Origin of the sequence: Mesorhizobium sp. LjRoot246, assembly GCF_964254115.1 — a bacterium.
Taxonomy (GTDB): domain Bacteria; phylum Pseudomonadota; class Alphaproteobacteria; order Rhizobiales; family Rhizobiaceae; genus Mesorhizobium.
The window spans coordinates 1,075,534-1,096,578 of sequence record NZ_CAXUSN020000001.1 but is presented as its reverse complement, the minus strand read 5'-3'; the positions used below and the strand labels follow the sequence as shown (position 1 = coordinate 1,096,578).

At 63.3% G+C, this 21,045-nt stretch carries 20 protein-coding genes; 5 read left to right on the top strand and 15 right to left on the bottom strand.

Annotated features, from left to right (window positions below):
* Positions 1-172 precede the first annotated feature (172 nt).
* The 15 genes from lpdA to ACSQ3L_RS05045 all read right to left on the bottom strand — a co-directional run bounded on the left by lpdA (position 173) and on the right by ACSQ3L_RS05045 (position 15,183).
* Complete coding sequence (gene lpdA / locus ACSQ3L_RS05115) at positions 173-1,579, bottom strand: dihydrolipoyl dehydrogenase (protein WP_436158958.1); 1,407 nt, start codon at positions 1,577-1,579, stop codon at positions 173-175.
* 24 nt (positions 1,580-1,603) lie between these two features.
* Positions 1,604-2,359 carry an SDR family oxidoreductase gene (locus ACSQ3L_RS05110; RefSeq protein WP_436158957.1) on the bottom strand — a complete coding sequence of 252 codons (756 nt, stop codon included), beginning with the start codon at positions 2,357-2,359 and terminating at the stop codon, positions 1,604-1,606.
* On the bottom strand, positions 2,356-2,865 hold the full coding sequence (locus tag ACSQ3L_RS05105; protein WP_436158956.1) for a hypothetical protein: 510 nt from the start codon (positions 2,863-2,865) through the stop codon (positions 2,356-2,358). Before ACSQ3L_RS05105 ends, ACSQ3L_RS05110 begins: the two co-directional genes overlap by 4 nt.
* A gap of 9 nt (positions 2,866-2,874) precedes the next feature.
* On the bottom strand, positions 2,875-3,627 hold the full coding sequence (locus ACSQ3L_RS05100; RefSeq protein WP_436158955.1) for a DUF4241 domain-containing protein: 753 nt from the start codon (positions 3,625-3,627) through the stop codon (positions 2,875-2,877).
* 16 nt (positions 3,628-3,643) lie between these two features.
* Positions 3,644-4,924: a 2-oxoglutarate dehydrogenase complex dihydrolipoyllysine-residue succinyltransferase gene (gene odhB / locus ACSQ3L_RS05095; protein ID WP_436158954.1), complete on the bottom strand. Its 1,281-nt coding sequence runs from the start codon at positions 4,922-4,924 to the stop codon at positions 3,644-3,646.
* Positions 4,925-4,972: 48 nt separating this feature from the next.
* A complete protein-coding gene (locus ACSQ3L_RS05090; protein ID WP_436158953.1) occupies positions 4,973-7,960 on the bottom strand; it encodes a 2-oxoglutarate dehydrogenase E1 component in 2,988 nt (995 codons plus the stop codon).
* 122 nt (positions 7,961-8,082) lie between these two features.
* The gene (sucD, locus tag ACSQ3L_RS05085; RefSeq protein ID WP_292182284.1) at positions 8,083-8,985 is read right to left on the bottom strand and encodes a succinate--CoA ligase subunit alpha; all 903 of its coding nucleotides are present in this window, start codon (positions 8,983-8,985) and stop codon (positions 8,083-8,085) included.
* Between the two features lie 26 nt (positions 8,986-9,011).
* Complete coding sequence (locus ACSQ3L_RS05080; RefSeq protein ID WP_436158952.1) at positions 9,012-9,428, bottom strand: PIN domain-containing protein; 417 nt, start codon at positions 9,426-9,428, stop codon at positions 9,012-9,014.
* Positions 9,355-9,651 (bottom strand): hypothetical protein, encoded by a 297-nt coding sequence (locus ACSQ3L_RS05075; RefSeq protein WP_436158951.1) that lies wholly within the window; start codon positions 9,649-9,651, stop codon positions 9,355-9,357. Before ACSQ3L_RS05075 ends, ACSQ3L_RS05080 begins: the two co-directional genes overlap by 74 nt.
* An 83-nt stretch (positions 9,652-9,734) precedes the next feature.
* Positions 9,735-10,232 carry a DUF1579 family protein gene (locus ACSQ3L_RS05070; protein WP_436158950.1) on the bottom strand — a complete coding sequence of 166 codons (498 nt, stop codon included), beginning with the start codon at positions 10,230-10,232 and terminating at the stop codon, positions 9,735-9,737.
* Positions 10,233-10,235: 3 nt separating this feature from the next.
* Positions 10,236-10,607, bottom strand: a complete 372-nt coding sequence (locus tag ACSQ3L_RS05065) for a cupin domain-containing protein (RefSeq protein ID WP_436158949.1) — start codon at positions 10,605-10,607, stop codon at positions 10,236-10,238.
* Positions 10,608-10,611: 4 nt separating this feature from the next.
* Complete coding sequence (gene sucC / locus ACSQ3L_RS05060; protein WP_436158948.1) at positions 10,612-11,805, bottom strand: ADP-forming succinate--CoA ligase subunit beta; 1,194 nt, start codon at positions 11,803-11,805, stop codon at positions 10,612-10,614.
* 46 nt (positions 11,806-11,851) lie between these two features.
* On the bottom strand, positions 11,852-12,820 hold the full coding sequence (mdh, locus tag ACSQ3L_RS05055; RefSeq protein ID WP_436158947.1) for a malate dehydrogenase: 969 nt from the start codon (positions 12,818-12,820) through the stop codon (positions 11,852-11,854).
* Positions 12,821-13,362: 542 nt separating this feature from the next.
* Positions 13,363-14,562 carry a cell division protein ZapE gene (gene zapE / locus ACSQ3L_RS05050; RefSeq protein ID WP_436158946.1) on the bottom strand — a complete coding sequence of 400 codons (1,200 nt, stop codon included), beginning with the start codon at positions 14,560-14,562 and terminating at the stop codon, positions 13,363-13,365.
* An 81-nt stretch (positions 14,563-14,643) separates the two neighbouring features.
* Complete coding sequence (locus ACSQ3L_RS05045) at positions 14,644-15,183, bottom strand: protease inhibitor Inh/omp19 family protein (RefSeq protein ID WP_378985278.1); 540 nt, start codon at positions 15,181-15,183, stop codon at positions 14,644-14,646.
* Positions 15,184-15,436: 253 nt separating this feature from the next.
* Here ACSQ3L_RS05045 and ACSQ3L_RS05040 point away from each other — a divergent pair, with 253 nt between their 5' ends.
* The 5 genes from ACSQ3L_RS05040 (at position 15,437) to ftsY (ending at position 20,996) form a co-directional block, all read left to right on the top strand.
* Entirely contained in the window at positions 15,437-16,441 is a 1,005-nt protein-coding gene (locus tag ACSQ3L_RS05040) for an MBL fold metallo-hydrolase (protein WP_436158945.1), read from the top strand.
* 95 nt (positions 16,442-16,536) lie between these two features.
* Positions 16,537-16,698 (top strand): DUF1328 domain-containing protein, encoded by a 162-nt coding sequence (locus ACSQ3L_RS05035; RefSeq protein WP_436158944.1) that lies wholly within the window; start codon positions 16,537-16,539, stop codon positions 16,696-16,698.
* A 96-nt stretch (positions 16,699-16,794) separates the two neighbouring features.
* Positions 16,795-17,679, top strand: a complete 885-nt coding sequence (gene dapF / locus ACSQ3L_RS05030; protein WP_436158943.1) for a diaminopimelate epimerase — start codon at positions 16,795-16,797, stop codon at positions 17,677-17,679.
* A complete protein-coding gene (gene mtaB, locus ACSQ3L_RS05025) occupies positions 17,679-18,992 on the top strand; it encodes a tRNA (N(6)-L-threonylcarbamoyladenosine(37)-C(2))-methylthiotransferase MtaB (protein ID WP_436158942.1) in 1,314 nt (437 codons plus the stop codon). Before dapF ends, mtaB begins: the two co-directional genes overlap by 1 nt.
* Before the next feature lie 12 nt (positions 18,993-19,004).
* Positions 19,005-20,996, top strand: coding sequence for a signal recognition particle-docking protein FtsY (gene ftsY / locus ACSQ3L_RS05020; RefSeq protein WP_436158941.1), 1,992 nt, complete (start codon positions 19,005-19,007; stop codon positions 20,994-20,996).
* The last annotated feature ends 49 nt before the right edge of the window (positions 20,997-21,045 follow it).

The window sequence follows — 21,045 nt, the reverse complement described above, 5'->3', positions numbered from 1 at the left end:
CACCCGCGCCTGCGCCCGCACCGGCTCCTGCGCCGGCACCAGCCCCGGCGCCTGCACCGGCCAACTGATCGGCTCGATATCAGATACGAACGGCCCGCTGAAAAGCGGGCCGTTTTGTTTTGGGGGATGTCGCTACGATCGTCACCTCGGGCTTGATCCGAGGATAATGCCGCTAAATGTGGATCGGCTTGAAGAACGTGGCCAGCGCCGCTTCCTTGACCGCTTCCGACATCGTCGGATGCGCGTGGCAGGTGCGGGCGAGATCCTCGGACGAGCCGCCGAATTCCATCAGCACCGCCGCCTCGTGGATCATCTCGCCGGCGCCGAAGCCGACAATATGCACGCCCAGTACGCGGTCGCTTTGCTTGTCGGCGAGGATCTTCACGAAACCGTCGGTGTGCAGCATGGCGCGCGCCCGGCCGTTGGCGCTGAATGGGAACTTTCCGGCCTTGTAGTCGATGCCGGCCTTCTTCAATTCTTCCTCGGTCTTGCCGATCGAGGCGATTTCCGGGCTGGTGTAGACGACGCTCGGAATGACGTCGTAGTTCACATGGCCGGCCTGGCCGGCGATGGTTTCGGCCACCGCCACGCCCTCGTCCTCGGCCTTGTGCGCCAGCATCGGCCCGGCGATGACGTCGCCGATGGCGTAGATACCGGGTATATTGGTCCGCAGATGGCCATCGGTCTTGACCCGGCCGCGCCCGTCGACCTCGACGCCGACTTCCTTCAGCCCGAGGCTGTCGGAATAGGCGCGGCGGCCCGTCGAAATCAGCACCACATCGGCCTCGATGGTCTCGGCGGCACCGCCCTTGACCGGTTCGAAGGTGACAGTCGCACCCTTCTTGGCCTTGGCGACGCCGGTGACTTTGGCACCGAGCTTGAACTCGAAACCCTGTTTGGATAGCAGCCGCTGGAATTGCTTGGAGACTTCGCCGTCCATGCCGCCCAGGATGGTGTCGAGGAATTCGACCACGGTGACCTTGGCACCGAGCCGCGCCCACACCGAGCCGAGCTCAAGCCCGATGACACCGCCGCCGACCACCACCAGATGGCCCGGCACTTTCTCCAGCGACAGCGCGCCGGTCGACGACACGATCACCTTCTCGTCGATATCGACCTTGACGCCGGGAATGCCGGCGACATCCGAGCCGGTGGCGATGACGATGTTCTTGGTCTCGATCTCCTCGACCTTGCCGTCCTCAGCGGTCACCGAGACCTTGCCGGCGGCGAGCACCTTGCCGGTGCCGCGGAAGCTGTCGATCTTGTTCTTTTTGAACAGGAAGGCGACGCCGTTGACATTCGACGACACCGTCGCGTCCTTGTGCGCCATCATCTTTTTCAGGTTGAGCTTCGGCGCCGAGATCTCGACGCCGAGCGTGTCGAAGGAATGGCCGGCCTCGGCGAACATCTCGGAGGCATGGAGCAAGGCCTTGGAAGGGATGCAGCCGATGTTGAGGCAGGTGCCGCCGAAGGTCGCGTTCTTCTCGATCACCGCGACCTTCAGCCCGAGCTGCGCCGCCTTGATGGCGCAGACATAGCCGCCCGGTCCCGATCCGATGATAACGACGTCATAAGCCATGATACTGTCCTTCTTGATTGGGGCTCAGCGGCCGCCGCTTACGTTCAGGATCGCGCCCGTCGTATAGGACGCGGCGTCGGAGAGAAGATAGAGAACCGCGCCCGCGACTTCATCCACTGTACCGGCTCTTTTCATCGGCAACAGATCACGGAACCGCTCCACCCGGTCCGGCTGCCCACCGGAGGCATGGATGTCCGTGTCGATGATGCCCGGCCGCACTGCATTGACGCGGATGCCCTCCATCGCCACCTCACGGGCGAGCCCGATGGTGAAGGTGTCGATGGCACCCTTGGAGGCGGCGTAGTCGACATATTCGCCCGGCGAGCCCAGCGTCGCTGCCGCCGACGAGATATTGACGATGGATCCGCCCGACCCGCCATGGCGGGTCGACATGCGCTTCACCGCTTCGCGGGCGCAGAGGAACGAGCCGACGACATTGATGCGCATCATGCGCTCCAGCCGCGAAACATCCATCTCGTCGACCCGCGCCTTGACGTCGACGATGCCGGCATTGTTGACGAAGGCATCGAGCCGGCCATAGGCGCGATCGACGGCGCCGAACATGGCCACGATATCGGACTCCTTGCCGACATCGCCCTTGACCGCAAAAGCCTCGCCGCCGGCGGCCTTGATCTCGGCGACCAGTGCATCGGCGGCGTCCTTGTTCGAGGCGTAGTTGACCGCCACGCGGTAGCCAGCTCTCGAGCCGAGCCGGCAGATCGCTGCGCCGATGCCACGGCTGCCGCCGGTAACCAGCAACACTTTTTGCGTCCCGCTCATTCCTGGCATCCCTTCAAGGCAAACACATCCCACGGCACTTTCGAAAATCCGCTGCCGCCATAGGCGCTGGACTGCCGCAGCGACGGCCCGAGGTCCGAGAGGATCAACGTCTTCGGCGCATCGACCCCTTCGGCCGGCAGCAGTCCGATGTTGCCCTTGTCATCCGACGTGTAGATGACACCGTGCCAGGGCGTGCAGGCGGCAAGCTCCTCGCCGGTGACGTCGCCCTCGGGGCATTTGTGCATCAACGCACCGTTCGGCCGCGACACGCCCTCGTTCCACATGACGATGCCGTTAAGCACAACATTGTTGTCGAGGATCATGCGGAAGGTGTTGGTGACGGTCGCCGAGGTTCCTGTCGGCGTGAAATCAATCTCGCTGCCGCTTTGGGGATCGCCGTAGACGGCAAGCTCGATCGGGCATGCTGCAATCGCGGCCGAGCCGGTGAACAATGGCACCAGCACCCCCGCAACGCATCCAAAGGTGGGCGGCTGAGCGCTTCTCATCAAGACCGCCTATTCGCTCTCGCGGCCATCGGCGTTTTCCAGAACTTCCAAATCGGTCATCAGCAATACTGGTTCTCCGGCCGCATCCAATCCCCAGAATGAGGGATAAATCCCGTCACCCCAGCCGCTCGAGAACATGACGATGTTGAGCGGGTTGCCGGCAACCGGATGATGCAGGACGAATCTGTCCTGGTTGGGTGCAAACTCGGCCGCCAGCACGTCGTCATAGTAATTCTGCTCGGCTTCGAGCTTGTCCTGCTGCTCTGACATCAGCACCATCGCCGTCTTGTCCATGAACGAACCAAGACTGGCATCGACGGGATATCCAAACACCTCGTTGCCCTTCAGGGTCGATACATCCTGATCTGGCAAGGTTGCCAGTTCCCAGCGAAACGGCCTGCCGAGCCGGAAACGCAGGACTGCTGCGGCAACACGGCCTTGTGCCTCAAGCAACGAAACAGGGTAATGCCCTGGTTTGACCTTGCGGCTTAACGCTGGCCAGTCGGTTCCGGTAATCAGCGGATCGCAGGCGATAATTTCGCCTGTCGGTAAATCCAGCTCGCCGATCACGGTGACGGTTATCTCGCGCTCCGCCATTTGGGCTTCGCTCAGGTCGAAGAGGCCGAGATTGCTGCTCGCCTGCGCCGGATCCCATTCGGCCGACACCACCGCCGGCGTGGACATAGAGGTCCACGGCTCACGCCGTAAAATCCGTAGCGCCCGGCCCAGCTTGAACCCTAACTGCTCCAGCCAGCCGCTCATCGCGGATCAGCTCCGCTCACAGATCGAGCACCAGCCGTTCCGGATCCTCCAGGCTTTCCTTGACGCGGACCAGGAAGGTCACCGCTTCCTTGCCGTCGACGATGCGGTGATCGTAGCTCAGCGCCAGGTACATCATCGGCCGGATGACGATCTGGCCGCCGACCACTACCGGCCGGTCCTGGATCTTGTGCATGCCGAGAATGCCCGACTGCGGCGCGTTGAGGATCGGCGTCGACATCAGCGATCCGTAAACGCCGCCGTTGGAGATGGTGAAGGTGCCGCCCTGCATGTCGGCGACCGACAGCTTGCCGTCACGCGCGGCGATGCCCAGCCGGCCTATGTCCTTCTCGATCTCGGCGATCGACATCTGGTCTGCATCGCGCACCACCGGCACGACGAGACCCTTCTCGGTGCCGACGGCGACGCCGATATGGGCATAGTTCTTGAAGATGATGTCGGTGCCGTCGATCTCGGCATTGACCGAGGGGATTTCCTTCAGCGCGTGGGTTACGGCCTTGGTGAAGAAGCCCATGAAGCCGAGTTTCACGCCGTGCTTCTTTTCGAACACGTCCTTGTATTTGGTGCGCAGCGCCATCACTGCTGACATGTCGACCTCGTTGAAGGTGGTCAGCATGGCGGCGGTCGACTGCGCTTCCTTGAGGCGGCGCGCGATGGTCTGGCGCAATTTGGTCATGCGCACGCGCTCCTCGCGCGATGCATCGTCACCCGATGACGGCGCCCGCACGGTAACCGGGGCCGGTGCGGCTTTCAGTGTCTCGGCCGGCTGCGACGGCGCGCCCTTGGCAATGGCGTCGAGCACGTCGCCCTTCAGCACCTGGCCACGCTTCCCCGAACCGGAGATCTGGTCGACCGAGAGATTGCTTTCGGCGATCAGTTTCGCCGCGGCCGGCGCCGGCGGCATGCTGCGCGGCTCGACCGCACCGGCATCGCCGGCGATCTTGGCGGTTTCGGCCGCGGCCTGCTTGCCGGTCGATGCCGCATCCGGCGACGAGGCCTGCGACACGGCTTGCGACTTGGTCGCGGGAGCGGCGGCCGCGCCACCTGCCGAAATCGAGCCCAGCAGCGCGCCGACGCCGACCGTCTCACCTTCCTTGACGGTGATCTCGCCGAGCGTGCCCGCGGCGGCGGCAGGCACCTCCACCGTCACCTTATCGGTCTCGAGCTCGACCAGCGGTTCATCGGCGGTGATTGTATCGCCAACATTCTTGAACCATTTGCCAACGGTCGCTTCGGTGACGGATTCGCCGAGAGTGGGGACGCGGATTTCGGTAGCCATTGTGCCTGTCCGTTTTTTGTCGGGTTCTGTTATTCGCCGAGTTCTGTTCTATTCACCGAGCGCGTCTTCGAGCAAGGCGGCGAGCTGGGCGAGATGCTTGGACATCAATCCGGTTGCCGGCGAAGCGGCGGCCGGACGGCCGGTGTAGCGCACCCGCTGATGCTTGGCGTCGATATGCGCCAGCACCCATTCCAGATAGGGGTCGATGAACGACCAGGCGCCCATATTCTTGGGCTCTTCCTGGCACCAGACCATCTCGGCATTGCGGAAGCGCGACAGTTCGGTGATCAGCGCCTTGGCCGGGAACGGATAGAGCTGTTCGACACGCAGCAGATAGATGTCGTTGATGCCGCGCTTCTCGCGCTCCTCGTAGAGGTCGTAATAGACCTTGCCCGAGCACAGCACGACGCGACGGATCTTGGAATCCTTGGTCAGCTTGATCGCCTGGTTGGGCAGCAGCTGGGCATCGTCCCAAAGCAGCCGGTGGAACGAGCTTTCCCCCGAGATTTCCGGCAGCGTCGACACCGCCCGCTTGTGGCGCAGCAGCGACTTCGGTGTCATCAGGATCAGCGGCTTGCGGAAGTCGCGCTTCAGCTGCCGGCGCAAGATATGGAAGTAGTTAGCCGGCGTCGTACAATTCGCGACTTGCATGTTGTCTTCGGCACAAAGCTGCAGGAAGCGTTCGAGCCGCGCCGAGGAGTGTTCCGGACCCTGGCCTTCATAGCCATGCGGCAAGAGGCAGACGAGGCCCGACATTCTGAGCCACTTGCGCTCTCCGCTGGAGATGAACTGGTCGAACACCACCTGGGCGCCGTTGGCGAAGTCGCCGAACTGCGCTTCCCACAAGGTCAGCGCCTTGGGCTCGGCCAGGCTGTAGCCATATTCGAAGCCGAGCACCGCCTCTTCCGACAGCATCGAGTTGATGACTTCGTAGCCGGCTTGAGCCGCCGACAGATTGTTGAGCGGGATGTAGCGGGTTTCGTCGCGCTGGTCGTAGAGCACGGAATGGCGCTGCGAGAAGGTGCCGCGTTCGGAATCCTGCCCCGACAGGCGGATCGGATTGCCGTCGAGCAGGATGGCGCCAAAGGCCAGTGCCTCGGCCGTCGACCAGTCGATGCCTTCGCCCGACTCGATTGCCTGGCGGCGGTTCTCAAGGAAGCGGATGATCGTCTTGTGCGCCTCGAAATCCTTCGGCACCTCGGTCAGCTTCTTGCCGATTTCCTTCAGCGTCTTGACCGGCACGGCGGTCTTGCCGCGCCTTTGTTCGTCCTGGTTGTCGGCGGTGCGCAGGCCCGACCAGGCGCCGTCGAGCCAATCGGCCTTGTTGGGTTTGTAGTGCTGGCCGACTTCCCATTCGGATTCCAGATGCGCTCGCCAGTCGGCCTTCAACTGGTCGAGCTCGACCTGGCTGATATGGCCCTCGGCGATCAGCCGGTCGCCATAGATCTGCACCGTCGTCTTGTGGGTGCGGATGTTGCGGTACATGATCGGCTGGGTGAATGCCGGTTCGTCGCCCTCATTGTGGCCGAAGCGACGGTAGCAGAACATGTCGACCACAACAGGCTTGTGGAACTTCATGCGGAATTCGATCGCCACCTTGGTGGCGTGCACCACGGCTTCCGGGTCGTCTCCATTGACGTGGAAGATCGGCGCCTCGATCATCTTGGCGACGTCCGACGGATAAGGCGACGAGCGCGAGAAGCGCGGATTGGTGGTGAAGCCGATCTGGTTGTTGATGATGAAATGCAGCGTGCCGGCGACGCGGTGGCCGCGTAGGCCGGACAGGCCGAGGATTTCCGCGATCACGCCCTGACCGGCGAAAGCGGCATCGCCATGCAGCAAGAGCGGCAGCACCTTGGCGCGCTCTTCCAGCGGCACGATTTCCTCGCGGCTGCGGCCGAACAGATAATCCTGCTTGGCGCGCGCCTTGCCCATCACCACCGGATCGACGATTTCCAGATGCGAGGGGTTGGCAGTCAAGGACAGATGCACCTTGTTGCCGTCGAACTCGCGGTCCGACGAGGCGCCGAGATGGTACTTGACGTCGCCCGAGCCCTCGACCTCGTCTGGGGCGGCCGAGCCGCCCTTGAACTCGTGGAAGATGGCGCGATGCGGCTTGGCCATCACCTGGGAAAGCACGTTCAGCCTTCCGCGATGCGCCATGCCGAGCACGATCTCCTTCATGCCGAGCTGGCCGCCGCGCTTGACGATCTGCTCCAGCGCCGGGATCAGCGCTTCACTGCCGTCGAGGCCGAAGCGCTTGGTACCCTTGTACTTGACGTCGATGAACTGCTCAAAGCCTTCGGCCTCGACCAGCTTCTGCAGGATCGCCTTCTTGCCGGTGGCGGTGAAGGTGATCTCCTTGTCGGCGCCCTCGATGCGCGCCTGGATCCAGGCCTTTTCCTCGGGGTCCGAAATATGCATGAACTCGACGCCGAGCGTCGAGCAATAGGTGCGCGTCAGGATTTCCAGCATCTGCCGGATGGTGCCGAATTCGAGCCCGAGCACATTGTCGAGGAAGATCGGCCGGTCATAGTCGGCAGCGGTGAAGCCGTAATTTTCCGGCGACAGCTCGTTGTAGTCCTCAAGCGGCTTGGCGATGCCGAGCGGGTCGAGATTGGCGTGCAAATGGCCGCGCATGCGATAGGCGCGGATCATCATGATGGCGCGCACGGAATCGCGCGTCGCCTGGTGCACGTCGGCATCGGAAAGGGCGACACCGTTGATGACCGCCTTGTCCTTGACCTTCTTTTCCAGATGCTTCTCGACGATGCCCCAGTTGCCGTCGAGCGCCGAGACCAGTTCGCCATTGGCCTGCAGGGGCCAGGAGGGCTTCGCCCAGGAAGCGCCCTTGGCGTTCTTGCGCACATCGCCGGAATCGTCTTTCAGCCCGGCGAAGAACTCCTGCCATTCGGGATTGACCGAGGCTGGATCGTCCTCATAGGCGGCATAAAGCGCGTCGATGTAATCGGCATTGCCGCCATAGAGGAAAGAGGTGAGAGAAAATTGGTCGTTGGCCTGATCTTGTCTTGCCATTTTGTCCGCGGAGCCTGGCTCCGTCTCCTGTTTGGAGCGAATAGGGAGCAGCGAATAGCGAGCAGGGATTGCTCTGTGGTCGCGCCGCTACTCTGTTTCGCTATTCACTACTCGCTACTCACTCAACCTTTGATCGCCTCGACCAGCGTCGTGCCCAGCCTTGCCGGCGACGGCGATACCTTGATGCCAGCCGATTCCATCGCCGCGATCTTGTCTTCGGCACCGCCCTTGCCGCCGGAGATGACCGCGCCCGCATGGCCCATGGTGCGGCCAGCCGGCGCCGTGCGCCCGGCGATGAAGCCGGCCATCGGCTTGCTTCGGCCACGCTTGGCTTCGTCCTTGAGGAACTGCGCGGCGTCTTCCTCGGCTGAACCGCCGATCTCGCCGATCATGATGATCGACTTGGTTTCGTCGTCGGCGAGGAACATCTCGAGCACATCGATGAACTCGGTGCCTTTGACGGGGTCGCCGCCAATGCCGACGGCGGTGGTCTGGCCGAGGCCGACATTGGTGGTCTGGAACACGGCCTCATAGGTAAGTGTTCCCGAGCGCGAAACAACGCCGACCGAGCCCTTGCGGAAGATGTTTCCGGGCATGATGCCGATCTTGCATTCATTGGGCGTCAAGACGCCCGGGCAGTTCGGGCCGATCAGCCGCGAGGTCGAGCGGTCGAGCCTGGCCTTGACCTTGATCATGTCCATCACCGGTATGCCTTCGGTGATGCAGATGATCAGCGGGATCTCGGCCTCGATCGCTTCCAGGATCGCTTCGGCGGCACCCGCCGGCGGCACGTAGACGACGGAGGCATTGGCGCCGGTCTTTTCCTTGCCCTCGGCGACAGTGGCGAAGATCGGCAGGTTTTCACCCTTTGAGCCGGTCCAGGTCTCGCCACCCTTCTTGGGGTGGATGCCGCCGACCATTTTCGTGCCGTGATAGGCCAGCGCCTGTTCGGTGTGGAACGTACCGGTCTTGCCGGTCAGGCCCTGCACCAGCACCTTGGTGTTCTTGTCGACGAGAATGGACATGGGTGATACGCCTCTGAATTCAGCGATTACAAGAAAGGATTGACGGCTCGGACCGAGCCATAAACCTGGTTGTGGTTGAGATCTTCGGTGTAAAAAATCGGCGCGCCGAGTCGTTCCGCAGCCGCGAGCAGTGCTGCATCATAATATTTGAGTTGATAGCGGCGCGCGAGACGAAGCCCTGCGATGACATAGGCCTGGTCGACCGGGACAAACGGCAACGTGCCGAGAAACACCAGCCACTGGTCGACCACCGCATCGGCGGAGACCGACTTGCGTCTTGCAACGTTCGCGAACTCGGCCAAGGTCTGGCCGGAGACGCCGAAGACAGTCTCAAGCACAAGCCTTTGCGCGATATCGTGTCGGCGAGGATCACTTATCCTCTCCGAAGCCGCGTACAGCAGGACGTTCGAGTCGAGAAAGCATTCTATCCTCTCGTTCGGCATAGATCTCGTCCCGGCTCCATTTGTATTCAGGGCCGAGGTCAAGCGGAGCTTCGGCCATCAGCCTACGCATGCCTTCCCGCGCCCAGGCGATACGGTCCTCCTGCTCGACTTCATGCGTGAGCAGCGAACGGATGAGGGCGTTGAGCGTCGTCTTGCGACGCCCGGCAAGGCCTCGCGCCTTTTCGAGCAAAGCTTCGTCCATGGCGAGAGTGACGTTCTTCATCGTGCGTCTCCACATAAATACACAGCCATTATATGTGTGATTATGTGTATTTCTTCAACTGCCCTGGCCACGATCTCCATCGATCAACCTTCCTTTATCTCGGAAGGCGGGACGCGTCGGTAGACGCCGCTCACCATCTCTTGCCAGGCGTCGCTGCCAACGGGTTGGAATTGCAGCCGCGTGCGACAGCTGTCGCTGCCATCGAAATCGTAGATCACGCGTGCGGCGCCGCGCGGCGATGAGCGCAGCAACGTCAGCGTATTGCCATCCCACGTACCGGATGCCGGCGAAGTCGGCACAAAGCCCATCGAATCGAACTGGTGCATCGTGACGACGCTGTTCTGCTGGTCGAAGCCGAACACACTGTGCGCGCCGAAGGAAACCGTGCCGTCGCGCCACTGGCGATAGCGCTGCACCACGAACAGACCGCCGAACTCCGCCTGAGCCACCACTTCCGAAGTCGCTATGCCCGCATCGGTCCATTGGGTTGCCGCCAGGTCTTCTTCGCCATGCCACGCACCAACCAACGCCTGCAGGCGTTGGTGATCGGCCGAGAGCGAGGAGAAGGTGGCCGCGTTCATGGGTCAGAGCCGCTTCAGGTCGGCGACGGTGAGGTCGCTCTTGGCGTTGCCGGTGTTGAGCGTCGTCGCCGGCTCGAACATCAGCACCACGGGCTCAACGGTGAGAGAGCGCGGCCGGTGCTCGACACCGTGCGGCACGACGATGAAGTCGCCCTCGCCGAGCTCGACCGGTCCATCGCGGAAATCGATGGCGATGCGCCCGCGCAGGACGAGGAAGGCTTCATCCTCATTTTCATGCGCGTGCCAGTCGAAGACCTCGCCGAACTTGGCGACCTTCGCCTGGCTGTTGTTGACGTCGCCGGCGATATGCGGATCGAAGACCTTGGTGATGGTCCGATCCGCCGCCTCGATCAGGTTTATCTTGCGCGGAGGCACCTGCTCAGCCCTTCACCGCCGCCACGATCTTCTTGGCCGCGTCGTCGAGATCATCAGCCGATACGACGTTAAGGCCGCTGTCGTTGATGATCTTCTTGCCGAGCTCGGCATTGGTACCTTCCAGGCGCACCACCAGCGGCACTTCCAGGCCGACTTCCTTGACTGCGGCAATGACGCCCTCGGCAATGATGTCGCACTTCATGATGCCGCCGAAGATGTTGATCAGGATGCCCTTGACCGCCGGATCCTTGGTGATGATCTTGAACGCCGCCGTCACCTTCTCCTTCGACGCACCGCCGCCGACATCGAGGAAGTTGGCGGGTTCGGCGCCATAGAGCTTGATGATGTCCATCGTCGCCATGGCGAGGCCGGCGCCGTTGACCATGCAGCCGATATTGCCGTCGAGCGCGACATAGGCGAGGTCGTATTTCGACGCCTCGATCTCCTTCTCGTCCTCTTCGGTGGTGTCGCGCAATTCGAGCACATCGGGGTGGCGGAACAGCGCGTTGTTGTCGAACGACACCTTTGCGTCGAGCACGCGCAGCCGGCCGTTCTTCATGACGATCAGCGGGTTGACCTCGAGCAGGCTCATGTCCTTCTCGACGAAGGCCTTGTAGAGGATCGGGAACAGCGTATCGCCGTCCTTGGCCGCGTCGCCGTCGAGCTTCAGCGCACCGTTGAGCGCCTTCAGGTCGGCTGATGTGACGCCCCTCTCCGGGTCGATGGCGACGGTGATGATCTTTTCCGGCGTGTCATGCGCGACCGCCTCGATGTCCATGCCGCCCTCGGTCGAGACGACGAAGGCGATGCGGCCAACCGAACGGTCGACCAGGATCGAGAGATAGAGCTCGCGTTCGATGTCGGCGCCGTCCTCGATGTAGAGCCGGTTGACCTGCTTGCCGGCGGGGCCGGTCTGCTTGGTCACCAGCGTGTTGCCCAGCATCTCGTTGGCGTTGGCAACGACATCGGCCACCGACTTGGCCAGCCGCACACCACCCTTGGCGTCCGGGCCGAGCTCCCTGAATTTGCCCTTGCCGCGGCCGCCGGCATGGATCTGGCTCTTCACCACATAGAGCGGACCCGGCAGCGCCTTGGCAGCGGCTTCGGCCTCGCTCGCCTTGAACACCGGCACGCCTTCGGCCACCGGCGCACCAAAGCTCTTCAGCAGCGCCTTGCCCTGATACTCATGGATGTTCATCTGGATTTTCTCCGGATCGACTGCTGGGGGTTTACTTACTGGAGATTCATTTGGCGGCGAGTTGTGGCGCGATCTTGACGCAGGCCTCGGTCAGGCCCTGCACCGTCGCCACCGAACTGTCGAACATCTTCTGCTCGGCCTTGTTGAGGTCGATCTCTATGATGCGCTCGACGCCGCCGGCGCCGATCACCACGGGAACGCCGACATAGGTGTTCTTGACACCATACTGGCCGGAGAGATACGCCGCGCATGGCAGCACGCGCTTCTTGTCCTTGAGATAGGCCTCCGCCATCTGGATCGCGGAAGCGGCCGGCGCGTAATAGGCCGAGCCGGTCTTGAGCAGGCCGACGATCTCGGCGCCGCCGTCGCGGGTGCGCTGCACGATCTGGTCGAGCTTCTCCTTCGAGGTCCAGCCCATCTTGATGAGGTCGGGCAGCGGAATGCCCGATACCGTCGAATAGCGGATCATCGGCACCATCGAATCGCCGTGGCCGCCGAGCACGAAGGCGGTGACGTCCTCGACCGAGACCTTGAATTCCTCGGCCAGGAAATAGCGGAAGCGCGCGCTGTCGAGCACGCCGGCCATGCCGACGACATGGCTCTTGGGTAGGCCGGAGAATTTCTGCAGCGCCCAGACCATGGCGTCGAGCGGATTGGTGATGCAGATGACGAAGGCCTTCGGCGCGTATTTCTTCAGGCCGGCGCCGACCTGTTCCATGACCTTGAGGTTGATGCCCAAGAGGTCGTCGCGGCTCATGCCCGGCTTGCGCGGCACGCCGGCGGTGACGATGCAGACGTCAGCCCCCTCGATGCCGGCATAGTCGTTGACGCCCGTGAGCCTGGAGTCGAAGCCATCGACCGGCGACGACTGCGCGATATCGAGCCCCTTGCCCTGCGGGGTACCCTCGGCAATATCGAACAGCACCACGTCGCCGAGATCCTTGAGGCCGATCAGGTGGGCGAGCGTGCCGCCGATCATGCCAGAGCCGATGAGCGCTATCTTATTGCGTGCCATGTGAGGATGTTTTCCCTTGTCAGTGACGACGCCATACGGCGTCGAGGAGGAGGCCGGAATGCTGCGGGAAACCGCGAATTTCGCCGCACCCAATAGCCTCGGCGCAGAATAAATTCAAACGATTATTTTGGAGTGAGCATTTTCAATCGGTTAGAGTGAGTGGGATTTACGTAAACGTCAAAATTTGTAAGCCGACTTGGGGAAATTTACACGACGAGGATGGAGATCGTAAGGCAAGAAGCGGGCGATGACGCCCTTGTGATGCGGGTCGCCGAGAATGTGTTCGACGAGCCGGTGAGGCCCGATCGACTGACGTGACAAGATAATAGAACCCTTCAGTTTTTGACGCTGGCGGGACAGCACCCCCCTCTGTCCTGCCGGACATCTCCCCCGCAAGGAGGGAGATCGGATGTCTCGCCGGCTTTCGCCAATCTCCAACGATGCAGGGGTGTGCGAAGCGCCAAAGCTGCCAATCTCCCCCTTGTGGGGGAGATGTCCGGCAGGACAGAGGGGGGTGTGAAGGAACGCTGCAGATCCGATTTCTAGGCCTGTGCCTGCTGCGCTTCCGGCGCCGCCTTGACCTTCTGCCGCTCCGCCCAATCCTCCAGCCAGTCGCGGCTTTGCATCTCGATCAGTCGCGATGCCGTGCGTTCGAACTCGAAGACCTCAACGCCGCGCTTGGCCGCATAAAGCTTCTGTGGCGGCGCTTCGGCACTCACCACCAGCCGCACATGATGGTCATAGAGCGTGTCGATCAAAAGGATGAAGCGCTTGGCCTCGTTGCGCTTGCCTTCGCCGAGCACCGGGACGTGGTCGATAAAGACGGTCGAGAAGCGCCCGGCGATCGCCAGGAAATCGCGCGCGCCAAGCGGCTTTTCGCAGAGATCGGCGAAGGAGAACCGCGCCGCATCGCCGGCCGCACGCGGCACGACCACTTGCCGGCCTTTGAGGGCCAGTGAGGTCCGGGCCTCCGGCGCACCACGCGTCATGAACTGCCAGGCCTCGTCGAGTACCTTGTCGGCGGCGGCATCGGCCGGCGTGACATAGACTGGCGTGCGGGCAAGCTTTTCCAGTCGGTAGTCCTTGTCGGCGTCGAGCGCCAGCACCTGGGCGTGCCGCTCCAGAATGCGGATGAACGGCAGGAAAAGCTGATGGTTCAGTCCGTCGCCATAAAGATTTTCAGGCGCCACGTTCGACGTGGCGACCAGCACCAGGCCGCTGGCAAACAGCGCCGAAAACAACCGCGACAGGATCATCGCGTCGGCAATGTCGGTGACCGAGAACTCGTCGAAACACAGCACCCAGGCCTGCTCGGCAAGGGCCTTGGCCACCGGCGGAATCGGATCGTCTTCCCTGACGTCGCCATTCTTGCGCGCCTGCCGGTGTTTCTGGATGCGGTCCTGCACATCGGCCATGAAGTCGTTGAAGTGGACGCGGCGCTTGCGCCGCACCGGCACAAGCTCGAAGAACATGTCCATCAGCATGGTCTTGCCGCGGCCGACGCCGCCATGGATGTAGAGGCCTTTGACGGCCTCATGCGTCTCGCGTTTGCGGGCAAACAGCCAGCCCAGCGCACTGGACTTGTGTGCCAGCCGCTTGGCCGAAATCTCGTCGATCAGCCGGTCGAGCGCAGCGGTGATCCGTTCCTGCGCTGGATCGCGCCCGATCACGCCGGTTTCCACCAGATGGTCGTAGCGCTGCCTGACGGTCGCATGGGTCTGGAGGCCGTCACGCAGATGCATCGGTCACGTCGTTCTGGAGCAATTCCGAGAAGTGTCTAGCGTTTTCCGCCGCGGAATCGCGTGAAACAAAGAGATGTCGGCCTATCTTGTAAGCGAAATCGGCTGGCCGTTGGAAGTCTGGCCGTCGAATTTCGAGCCGCCCGAGGAATAGAGCCGCGCCAGCGCGCCGCCATTCTCGTCATAGAGCGTCAGCTGCTTGCCGGCGACGTTCCACGACTTGATGCCGTCTATCGGTGCCGGGCAATGCAGCGGCCCGGCGCGGAAGCCGGCACCGAATTTGGTCTGTGGTGTCGCCACCTTGCAACTCTGGCCCGAAACGCTGGCGTTCCAGACACCGGCGACGCTGGCGGCGTTGAGATCCGAGGCTCCGGCTGGAGCCGAGCCGTCCGGCGGCAGCGAGGCGACCTGCGTGTTTGCCGGAGCGGTCGGGAATTGCGACGGGTCGGTGGTTCCGGGCGACGCCGGCGGCGGCAGCTGGTTCGCGGTCACTTTGCCGGCGGGCGCAGCCTCCAGCGGGGCCGGCTGCTGGTCGTCCATCGACGAGAAGCGTGAGGTCGAACAGCCGCTCGCAACGAGCGCCGCCAGCGATACGGCCACCAGACCGGTTTTCGAAAAAGTCATTCCAACCTCCGTCGGATCCGGCTGGGGGGAAGCCGTCCGCACAATCTCACCCCCACCAAGATGGAGAAGGTGGCGAAATTTCAACCCGATATGGTTAAAATACGGTTTGCGGCAAGATTTGTTGCAAATTTATCGCAATCGCCATGGCGCTGGCCGCCGGTGGCGGCTCCCTGCGGCAAACACAGTGCTGTCCCTGGCTTTCAGCCAGCGCCGATCCTATCTCTTGCAAACCGAAACCTGCTGGAGCCGCAAATTGGCCGCAAGAAAAAGAGCCGCCAATCGCTATTACAGCGGCCCGCCCAGCGACCATTTCGACGGCACATTGTTTTTCAATCCCGACGGTCAGCCACCCGGCCGTTTCGGCGACGTGCTGAAATGGCAGTTGAACGGCCAGCGCTCGAAATGGCCGGCGACCAATCCAAGCCCCTTTCCGCAGGCAAAACCGGCCGCGGAGGTCGAAGGCGCCGATCTCACGGTGACGATGGTTGGTCATTCCACCCTGCTGGTCCAGACGGCCGGCCTGAACATCCTCACCGATCCGGTGTGGTCGCCGCGCGCGTCGCCGCTTTCCTTCGCCGGACCAAAACGCATCAATCCGCCAGGCATCGCCTTTGCCGACCTGCCGCCGATCGACCTCGTGCTGGTCAGCCACAACCACTACGACCATCTCGACCTGGCCACACTGAAGCGGCTGAAGGCCACTCACGACCCGCTGGTGCTCACTCCGCTCGGCAACGACGCCATCATCGAAGCCGCCGTGCCCGGCATGCGGCTGTCGGCGCATGATTGGGGCGACAGGGTCGAGATCGGCAATGGCGCCGCCGTTCATGTCGAGCCGGTGCATCACTGGTCGGCGCGTGGCGCCCGCGACCGGCGCATGGCGCTGTGGGCCGGCTTCGTCATCGAAACGCCTGACAGCAAGCTTTATTTCGCCGGTGACACCGGCTTCCACGATGGCGTCAACTACCGGCTGATGGCCGAAAAACATGGTGGTTTCCGCTTCGCCATCCTGCCGATCGGCGCCTATGAGCCGCGCTGGTTCATGGCGCCCCAGCACCAGAATCCCAGGGAAGCCGTGCAAGGCATGACGCTGTGCAACGCCGCTTTCGCCGCCGGCTGCCACTGGGGCACGTTCCAGCTCACCGACGAACCGATCGACGAGCCTGCCCGGAAACTGGTCGAGGCGCTTGACGATCAAGGCATCCCGCGGCAGCGCTTTCGTGCCTTGCGGCCGGGCGAGGCCTGGGGCGTGCCGTAAAGCATAGCGTCCTGAGCTGCTTCGGCCTCGGAACCCAAGCACGACAGCCGCGTTTTCATGCGGTTGCAAAATCTGTCGGTTTGCGAGGCATTGCCATGCTCAAATGGATCATCATTCTCCTGATCGTCGCCGCCGCGGCGAGCCTGCTCGGCATGCCGGCACTGGCAGGTGCTGCCGCCACCGGCGCGCGCATCCTCATCGGCATCGTTCTGATCATCTTCCTGCTGATGGTGCTGGGCATTTTCGCCGTCACGTAAGTCCGGCGCCTTCGCCGTGACTAAAGCGCCTCCGCACTGGTAATTCCCGCCCGTTTCCGCCATATAGCGCCAAACGGACACGGAATTTTCGGAGCAATGGCAAGCACTGCCCCTTTCGCCAAGATGAACGGCATCGGCAACGAGATCATCGTTGCCGACATGCGCAGCCGTGCCGATCGGGTGACTGCGGCCGCAGCGATTGCGCTGAACGCCGATGCCGCGACCAGCTTCGACCAGATCATGGCGATCCACGATGCCAGGACGCCGGGCACCGCCTTTTTCATCGACATCTTGAATTCCGACGGCACCAGGGCGCAGGCCTGCGGCAACGGCATGCGCTGCGTCGTCCAGGCGCTGGCCGCCGAGACCGGTCAGAAGACCTTCACCTTCGAGACTGTCGCCGGCATCCTCAACGCGAGCGAACATGCCGACGGGTCGATCTCGGTCGATATGGGCACGCCGCGTTTCGATTGGCATGATATTCCGCTGGCTGAGGAATTCCGTGACACCCGCATGATCGAACTGCAGATCGGCCCGATCGACGCGCCGGTGCTGCATTCACCCTCTGTCGTCTCGATGGGCAACCCGCACGCCATCTTCTGGGTCGACCGCGACGTCTGGTCCTATGAGCTCGACCGCTTCGGGCCGCTGCTCGAGAATCACCCGATGTTCCCCGAGCGCGCCAACATCACCATCGCGCAGGTCACTTCGCCCAAGACCATGATCATCCGCACATGGGAACGTGGCGCCGGCCTGACCAAGGCCTGCGGCACAGCCTCCTGCGCCGCTGTAGTTGCAGCCGCCCGCACCAAGCGTACCAGCCGCAGCGTCAGCCTGCTGACCCCCGGCGGCGGCACGCTGCATGTCGAATGGCGCGACGACGACCACGTCGTCCTGACCGGTGCCGCGGAATGGGAATTTTCCGGTAGCTTCGACCCGTCGAGCGGTAGCTGGGTCCGCGACACCGAAAGCGCGGCCTGATGTCCGCTCTGTCCAAGAGCGCGGTGTCCAACCGCATCGATGTCGTCACCTTCGGCTGCCGGCTGAACACCTATGAATCCGAAGTGATGCGGCGCGAGGCCGAAAGCGCCGGCCTCGGCGCGCTGGAAGGCGGCGCCGTGATCTTCAACACCTGTGCCGTCACCGGCGAAGCGGTGCGCCAGGCCAAGCAGGCAATCCGCAAGGCGCGCCGCGACAACCCGCAGGCGCGCATCATCGTCACCGGCTGCGCCGCGCAGACCGAGGCTGAAAAATTCGCCGCCATGGACGAGGTCGATCTGGTCCTCGGCAATGAAGAGAAGTTGAAGGCGCATTCCTATCGCGCGCTGCCGGACTTCGGCGTCAACGACACCGAGAAGGCGCGCGTCAACGATATCTTTTCTGTGCGCGAGACCGCCGGCCATATGGTCGACGCCATCGAGGGTCGGGCGCGCGCCTTCGTGCAGGTGCAGAACGGCTGCGACCACCGCTGCACCTTCTGCATCATTCCCTATGGCCGCGGCAATTCGCGCTCGGTGCCGATGGGCGCCGTGGTCGAGCAGGTCAAGCGGCTCGCCGGCAACGGCTATGCCGAGATCGTGCTGACCGGCGTCGACATGACCAGTTTTGGCGCCGACCTGCCGGGCGCGCCGAAGCTGGGCAGACTGGTGAAGACCATCCTCAAGCAGGTGCCCGACGTGAAGCGCCTGCGGCTGTCCTCCATCGATTCGATCGAGGCCGACGACGATCTGCTCGATGCCATCGCCACTGAGCCCAGACTGATGCCGCACCTACATCTGTCGCTGCAGTCGGGCGACGACATGATCCTGAAGCGGATGAAGCGCCGCCATCTGCGCGATCAGTCGATCCGCTTCTGCGAGGATGTGCGCAAGCTGCGCCCCGGTATCGTCTTCGGCGCCGACATCATCGCCGGCTTCCCAACCGAGACCGACGAAATGTTCGAGAACTCGGAAAAAATCGTCGAGGAGTGCGGCCTGACCCATCTCCACGTCTTCCCATTCAGCCCGCGCGAAGGCACGCCCGCCGCGCGTATGCCGCAACTTCGCCGCGAGGTGGTCAAGCAGCGCGCCGCCCGGCTGCGCGCCGCCGGTGAAGCTGCCTATGTCAGGCATCTGTCGTCGCTCACCGGAACCCGTCAGTCGATCCTGATCGAGCGCGACGGCCTTGGCCGCACCGAAGGATTTACGCTTGCCGCGCTCGGCACCGGCGCGCCGGGCGAGATCGTCGAGGCCGAGATATCAGGCCATGATGGTAGCCGCCTGATCGCGGCCCCCCTTGCCGCCCGCGCCGCCTGAGAAACGCAAAGCATGGCTGGTTTTTTCAAGAAGATATTTTCGTTCGGCAAGAAAGAGGTTGTCGAGGAGCGGATCGATGAGGCCGCCCCGCTGCCGCCGATCAAATGGGAAGCACTCGACACGCTGAAGCCGGCGGCCGAGCAGGTCGTTCCGGAGTTCTTGAAGCGCGACGAGCCGCAGCCCGAGGCAGCACCCCACCCTCCCCTCGATGGGGAGGGTCGCCGCGAAGCGGCGGGGTGGGGTGAAGCCGCGCCAGATCACCCCCACCCCCGAGCTGCGCTCGGGACCTCCCCCATCGAGGGGGAGGTAAAGCCCGCGCCGAAACCAGTGCCCGAGCCGGTTCCGACCATCCCGCCAGTACCGGAGCCGACTGTTCCCTCCGAGCCTGAACCTCTGCCGGAGCCCAAGCCGGAAGAAGAACCCGCGCCTGAGACGCCTGCCGAGCCGCCGGCGCCCGAAGAGATACCAACACCACCCGCCGTTCCGGAACCTGCTCCCGAACCGCAGCCGCAAGAAGTCCCTGCCCCGGCACCGGCCAAGCCGGAGATCGTCCCGTCACGCCCCGAACAGCAGCCGGAGCCGGCCCCGATCGAGGTGCCGACGCCTGCCGAGGTTCCGGCGGAAACACCTGCTCCGATCGAGGTGCCGACACCGGCGCCGTCCCTTCTTCAGCCGTCTTCAGAGGCCAGCGCCGCCCCTCATCCGCCTGCCGGCACCTTCTCCCCGTATAGAGACGGGGAGAAGGGAGATGTTTCAGCGCCGACGCCTCACCCTCCCCTCGATGGGGAGGGTCGCCGCGGAGCGGCGGGGTGGGGTGATGGCGCCGACGCCAGTCACCCCCACCCCCGAGTTGCGCTCGGGACCTCCCCCATCGAGGGGGAGGTAAAGCGCACGTCGCCCGCTGCCGAAATCGCACCTCCCATTCGCCAGCCGGCGCCGATCGAGACGCAGCCGGTCATTGCCGAGATCGCGCCCGAACCGCAGGCCGTGCCGGAGCCGGAGCCAAAGCCCGCGCCCGGGAAGGTGACGGTCACCAAGAAGGTCGAGCAGAAGGCCGAGCCGCGGAGGGCGCCGGAACCGGCGCCGAGGCGTTCATGGTTCCAGCGCATGAGGGACGGGCTTGCCCGCTCCTCCAAGGAACTCACCGGCAACATTGCCGGCGTCTTCACCAAGCGGAAGCTGGACGAGGAGACGCTGCAGGATCTGGAGGACGTGCTGATTCGCGCCGATCTCGGCATGGAAACCGCCCTGCGCGTCACCGATGCGCTGGCGTCCAGCCGCTACGGCAAGGATGTCTCCGACACCGAGGTGCGTGCCATCATGGCGGCCGAGGTGGAAAAGGTACTGACCCACGTCGCCATGCCGCTGGAGCTCGATCTCTCGCACAAGCCGCATGTTATCCTGGTGGTCGGCGTCAACGGCACCGGCAAGACCACTACCATCGGCAAGCTGGCCGCCAAGCTGACCGATGGCGGCCTGACGGTGATGTTGGCGGCCGGCGATACGTTCCGCGCCGCCGCCATCGAACAGTTGAAGATCTGGGGTGAGCGGACGAAATCGCCGGTCATCGCCTCCAAACTCGGCGCCGATGCCGCCGGCCTCGCCTATGATGCCTTCGAACGGGCAAAAGAAGCCGGCTCAGACGTGCTGATTATCGACACCGCCGGCCGGCTGCAGAACAAGACCGAACTGATGGCGGAGCTCGAAAAGATCGTCCGCGTGCTCGGCAAGCTCGATCCGGAGGCGCCGCACACCGTGCTGCAGACGGTCGACGCCACCACCGGCCAGAACGCGCTCAACCAGGTCGAGATCTTCCGCAATGTCGCCGGCGTCAACGGCCTGGTGATGACCAAGCTGGACGGCACGGCACGCGGCGGTATTCTGGTGGCGATCGCGGCAAAGCACAAACTGCCGGTCTATTTCATCGGTGTCGGCGAACAGGTCGACGACCTCGAACCCTTCTCGGCAAGCGAATTCGCCAGGGCGATCGCTGGAGTGGCCTAACAAGCATGTTTCAAAAAGTTGCAGACTTTTTGGATCGGATCATGCGTAA